This is a genomic window from Luteibacter sp. P4_E6 (assembly GCF_056401535.1).
Window position 1 is genome coordinate 1 of the sequence record NZ_JBFUJE010000524.1, and the last position, 2,677, is coordinate 2,677.

Sequence of the window (2,677 nt, forward strand, 5' to 3'; positions counted from 1 at the left end):
AGGTCCAGGGACTTCTGCAAGCTGGCACGAATGCCCGTGACCGTGATGCCGGCGAGGTCCGCGGCATTCTGTGCGTCGGCATCGGTGGCCGGGGTCTTGGCTGGCTCCGCCTTCTTGGGAGTCGTTGAGGAGGGCGGGTTCGTCGCGCCGGCGTCCTGCGCCATGGCGGAGCCCGTGGCGAACAGCCCGGCCATGATGGCCATGGAAAGGGCGCTAATCCGGTAATTCACTGCTATCTCCTGGGGATGAGAATGTTTTTTCGGGACGAACGACACCGCGCAAGCTTTCGCCTGCGTTCGTCGACCGTTCCATTGAATGAGTCACTTGCCCTGCGCGCCGGGGGACCCCGGCCGGTTGCTGTTGCAACCTTGTTACGAGGCGGATTTTTAGGGCCCAGTGACAACGTTGTCAACCGATTTTTTAACTCGATCTAAAGTCAGACAAATGATTACAAATGACTGTTAGTAAACGATTTAGTGAAATTATGAAAATACTGCACTGCGGAAAATCTCATAGGGCATTTGGATCGATCCATGCGCGGGCAAGACATTCGATGGCTGAGCGTAACTGGATGCTTTCTCTAATCTTTTCGAATACTTCACCGGAAAGTGACGCGGATGACCATCGGGAAGACCCTCTTTGTTGCGCTGCAACGAAAAAAACTGCGTATCGAATGCCAACCGGCCGATGAACGACATCGGCAAGTCCTTGCGGAATGTCACTTGATACAGCCGTCGGTCACCTGTTTTCGTCGAAGCTGAACGAACGAAGGCCCACGAACGAGCAAAGGAACTCATGGTGATCAAGCGATTCGCACYGGATGTCTCGGTGATGTCCGTCCTATCCGTGTCACTCATCGGCGCCCTTGCGGGTTGCCAGCGTCAGGCGCCGGCCGACGCGCCAGCGCCGGTCGCGGCGGCAACCGCGCCAGCAGCCGAAGCGGCACAGCAACCCGCCTATCAGCAGCCGACGGCAGAGCAGCTCTTCGCTCTGGTCGCGCCGATTGCCCTGTTCCCCGATCGCCTCGTTGCGCAGACTCTCGCCGCGTCCACCCACCCGGACGACGTCGGGCAAGCTCGTGATTTCCTGCAGCAGAACCGCAACCTCACCGGCAGCGCCTTGATCGACGCCGCCGACGGCCAGCCCTGGGATCCGAGCGTGAAGTCGCTGGTCGCTTTCCCCGCCGTGCTCGATCAGCTTGCCAACAACACGGAGTGGACCGCCGCGCTCGGCGCTGCCTATGCCAGCGAACCGACCGATGTCATGAATGCCATCCAGGTCATGCGCGGTCGCGCCCGGGCGCATGGCAATCTCCAGAACTCCGCCCAGYAGGTCGTCCAGATCGATCAACGTGGAGCCTCCGACGACGAGACCGTCGCCGACGACAACGGCATCGTCGCCGCACCCGCGCAGACCATCCTCATCGAGCCTGCCGAGTCGGACGTGGTCTACGTGCCCGATTACGATCCGGACGCCGTGTATGGCGAGCCGATTGTGACGCGCGTCTACTCGCAAGGCTGGTACGAGGAGCCGCGTGAGCGCAGCGACCTCGTCACCACCGGCCTGATTTCGTTCGGCGCCGGCGTGCTGGTCGGCGAGCTGTTCGCGTCCCACGGACACCGTGAGCCGCCGCGCTGGGGTTGGAATTCGTGGAATACGTCGTGGGGCGGTGGCCGCCCCGGCGGTCCGCACTACGGCCGCCCGGCAATCGTCTACGACAACCACCCGTACCCCGTGAACCGGACGACGGTGATCAACCGAACGGTCAATATCAATCGTTCGGTGAACATCGATCGCTCGAACCACATCGATAACCGGCACGACTTCAATAACAACACCATCGACAACCGTCGGCAGGCGGCGCCTGTCGCAAACGGGGCCCGACCGGCGCCGCCCGATTACGCGCATATGCAACGTCCGAACTTCACTGCCGGCATGACCCGCCCGACCGCGCCGAACGCACGCCCTGCCCTGCCGCCGCCTCAGCGCCAGCAGGTCCAGGCTGCCCAGGGCCAACGTGCGGATGGACGAGGTCCGGAGTCTGGCCAGCGCCCCGGCAGTCCCGCCGAGGCGCGCAACACCAATGCTGCGCAAGCCTTCCATCCTGGGCAGCCGCAGCCCGGCCAGAACGTCTCGCGCAACGAACCGACGCGTTTCGATCCGCATCAGCAGACGCCGGGACAGGTGCCGCACGCGGACCCACGCGAACAGCAGCGGGCCGCTCAGGCCGCTCAGGCCGGACGCCAGGAAGCACGCCCCCCGCAGGTCGCACAGCCCGCGCGCGTCGATCCACGCCAGCAACAGGCGGCACAGGCAGCCCAGGCGCAGCAGCAGGCAAACGCCCGCAATCAGGAGGCCGAACGCTCGCGAGCGGAAGCTCAGCAGCGCGTGGAGCAGCAGCAACGTCCGCAGCCGCAACGGCAGGAACCGCAACGCGAACAACAGCGCCCGGCTCCGACGCCGCGTCCCGAACCGCAGCATGAGAATCACGCACCCGCGGCGAAGCCCGCACCGCCTGCGAAGCATGACAAGCACGACGATCACTGAGGCTGTGCGGCAAAAGAAAGTTCATCGTGGATTACCGGGACCCGGGCGCTCGGCTTTCGGGCCGGGCCTCGACCTTGCAGACGGCTCGCCTTCGGCTTCGCAGGCTCGGCTTCGCCGTCGCTCTCTACAC

3 protein-coding genes are annotated in these 2,677 nt (G+C 64.0%); 1 reads left to right on the forward strand and 2 read right to left on the reverse strand.

Going from position 1 to position 2,677, the window contains the following annotated elements; genetic code table 11:
• Both AC1DT2_RS20235 and AC1DT2_RS20240 read right to left on the reverse strand, forming a co-directional pair.
• The coding region (locus tag AC1DT2_RS20235; RefSeq protein WP_477298321.1) for a hypothetical protein at positions 1-230 on the reverse strand (230 nt) is incomplete at its 3' end.
• Between the two features lie 252 nt (positions 231-482).
• Positions 483-797 (reverse strand): hypothetical protein, encoded by a 315-nt coding sequence (locus AC1DT2_RS20240; protein ID WP_477298322.1) that lies wholly within the window; start codon positions 795-797, stop codon positions 483-485.
• A gap of 34 nt (positions 798-831) precedes the next feature.
• On the opposite strand from AC1DT2_RS20240, the gene AC1DT2_RS20245 reads away from it, so the two are divergent.
• Complete coding sequence (locus AC1DT2_RS20245; RefSeq protein WP_477298323.1) at positions 832-2,547, forward strand: DUF3300 domain-containing protein; 1,716 nt, start codon at positions 832-834, stop codon at positions 2,545-2,547.
• The last annotated feature ends 130 nt before the right edge of the window (positions 2,548-2,677 follow it).

Excerpts from the sequence above, each read along its gene's own strand:
- AC1DT2_RS20240 (WP_477298322.1), bottom strand. The coding sequence starts at position 797 with ATGAGTTCCTTTGCTCGTTCGTGGGCCTTCGTTCGTTCAGCTTCGACG.